A 2,109-nucleotide genomic window follows, 5' to 3' on the forward strand; every position below is an offset into this window, starting at 1 on the left:
CACACATACCTGGTGTTGCTCGGAGCAACTCAAACCCGCAGAACATGGCGCTTCTTCACTGCAGCTCACCACCAACCCATCGGGCAAACCAAACTCAAGCTGGCAACCGCTTAGGACCAAGATGGATATGAAAAGATAGATTAAGCGCGGCATATGTTTCCCCGCTTAGATTGTTGCGGGAAATGCCAGCTGGTTCAAGCGGTGAGTTTAAAATGCGCTACGTATTCATTGCATTGTTGCTCGCTCTGGTTGGTTGCGGCGGCGAAGAAGAGGAAGGCACGGTTGTAGATTGCTCCGTGGCTACAAATTGGACCACCGTAAGCGCACCATTTCTATACACTTGGTGCACGCCCTGCCACAGCCCCAGCCTGGAAACATTAGAAGATAGACAAGGCGCGTATCAAAATATCAACTTCGGCACGTACGAAGACGTTGTAGCGCTTTCGGGCGCGATAGAGAATGTTATTTTTGAAGATGCGGCCAACCCTATGCCGCCGGGTGGCGGGCCATCAGCCGAAGAGCTGGACGCAGTGGCTGAGTGGATAGCCTGTGGGATGCCTGAATAACTTCTAGGACTGTTTATCCAACATTGGCATAAGCTCCTCGGGAACATCCCAGCCCTCAGGCGAATCATGGACCTTAAAGCGCTTGTGATGCCAGAGCCATTCCGTCGGGTGCGCCTTGATAATCTCAGCCATACGGTTGTTAAGCCTTTGAGTATTATGGCGCAGGTTCTCTTCAAAAGTCTCAAAAGGCGACTCTAGGGGGAAGTCTTCAACCTCACAGATATGGCGCGTGTAATCGTCTTTGCTGCGATAGGTATGTACCAACACGATTTCGCCCTCGGCTTCCATGGCAAACTTTGACGGCGCGGGGCTCGTGCCCACCACATGCCCCAAAAACTCACAAACGATAGCGCGGTGCTTTGGCATGTGCTGATCTACTGCAAAACCAACCATTTCACCTTTTGCCATCACCTCGCGAATAGCCTCTTTAGACCGGCGCGGAGGCAATGTGAGAATACCCGTACTCTTACGAACGAGGTTCCAGAAATCGTGAACGGATTTTGCTTTGAGGTCGCGGTAGATGACATGCAGCGGTAATCCGTGGATGGTCATATAGCCAACCATCATTTCGAAATTACCCAAGTGCAAGGTGACCACGCAGGCCCCTTTTTTTCGATTCTTAGCGGCTTCCAGAAGGTGAAAGTTGTGTGCTTCCATTCGCCCTATCTCGCCCGGCTTTCGAAGGGTGGGCATCCGCAAGCATTCCATCACGGTCATCGCCCATGACATACAGCAGCCGCGCACAATCGCTGCCTTCTCACTCTGGGAAAGCGTGTCGCCATAAACTCGTTCGACGTTGCTACGAGCCACGCCAACTCTTACTGGAGCCACGTAATACCAAAAAAGCCCCAACATTCGCCCGAACCAGATCACCAAACGCGCCGGTAACATAGACACAAATTTGCTCAATAAAATTAAAATGACGAACCTCGAAATTGAATCACAAAGCCATGGAGCACAGTCTTTTAAAACCTGTCTCCACTAAGCTCGGGCTTCATCGCTCATTTCTTAAGGTCTGGCAACGTTCCAATTCACCGTAGAGCGTCATATGGCGATCGCTGCGCCGTTAAGGAAGACTTAATATACCAATGAAAGCAGAGACTTACTGACAAGCGAGTTCTAGGTAGGTTTCAATCCCGTCTCGAACCTCTTCGAGGCTTTCCTGATAGATGCGAAATCGCTCCGCAAGGCGGCTATTGGCTGCGACATAATCTTGCGCGGCCTTCGAAAAGGTTTCCCCGGATTTATATTGTGGGTTTGAGCATGGAGCATAAGACGGCGCACAGTACGCACCAAGCGCTTCCAAATTGGCTAAAAGCAAGCGGTTCATTTCAGACTTATCCGAGCCAGCTTTATCAGCTGTAAGAATTTTTTGTGCCGTTAGAGCCAATGGATAAGGGCGGGCCTCTCCTTCAGGGTAAGGGCTCTGCGTAATGTCCGACATTAAATAGCCAAACTCTTTGAGAAGCTTGTTCTGCCTATTTTTAACTTTGAGCTGCGTGGAACAAACACTCTCCACCGCTGTTTTACAGGTCTCTAGGTG

General features: G+C 50.5%; 3 protein-coding genes. 1 reads left to right on the forward strand and 2 read right to left on the reverse strand.

Annotated elements, in window-relative coordinates; genetic code table 11:
- The first annotated feature begins 212 nt into the window (after positions 1-212).
- Positions 213-566 (forward strand): hypothetical protein, encoded by a 354-nt coding sequence (locus HOK28_04680; protein ID MBT6432363.1) that lies wholly within the window; start codon positions 213-215, stop codon positions 564-566.
- Between the two features lie 3 nt (positions 567-569).
- On the opposite strand, the gene HOK28_04685 is transcribed toward HOK28_04680, so the two are convergent.
- Both HOK28_04685 and HOK28_04690 read right to left on the reverse strand, forming a co-directional pair.
- Positions 570-1,463: a lysophospholipid acyltransferase family protein gene (locus tag HOK28_04685; protein ID MBT6432364.1), complete on the reverse strand. Its 894-nt coding sequence runs from the start codon at positions 1,461-1,463 to the stop codon at positions 570-572.
- 205 nt (positions 1,464-1,668) lie between these two features.
- Positions 1,669-2,109, reverse strand: a 441-nt coding sequence (locus HOK28_04690; protein MBT6432365.1) for a hypothetical protein, incomplete at its 5' end; no start/stop codon positions are given.

It is taken from the genome of Deltaproteobacteria bacterium (assembly GCA_018668695.1).
In the GTDB taxonomy this organism is placed as follows: Bacteria; Myxococcota; XYA12-FULL-58-9; order XYA12-FULL-58-9; family JABJBS01; genus JABJBS01.